Raw genomic sequence first — 257 nt, forward strand, 5'->3', positions numbered from 1 at the left:
GCCGAACCCGAAGGCGTCGATCGTCCACGCGGTCGACACGTCCTCGGGGTTGCGGGTGCGCCGGGATGGCACCACCGCGATGTCGTCGAACGTGTACGCGCGACGCGCACGCTTGCCTCGGCCCAGCTCGATCTCCATGGTCACCACCCCAGACTACCGGGCGCGCGCGATGGAGCCGACGGCTGGAAGACTGAGTGCGAACTCAGGAGGCACTATGTCGCAATCGATGGAGGTGGCCGTCGTCGGCGGCGGCGTGA

1 pseudogene is annotated in these 257 nt (G+C 68.5%); it reads right to left on the bottom strand.

Annotation, left to right across the window (positions count from 1 at the left end):
• Positions 1–138 (bottom strand): annotated as a pseudogene (locus J7E68_RS19685) (GuaB3 family IMP dehydrogenase-related protein); the annotation flags it as partial.
• Positions 139–257: the final 119 nt, after the last annotated feature.

The organism is Microbacterium sp. ISL-103 (genome assembly GCF_018613995.1).
Classification (GTDB): Bacteria; Actinomycetota; Actinomycetes; order Actinomycetales; family Microbacteriaceae; genus Microbacterium.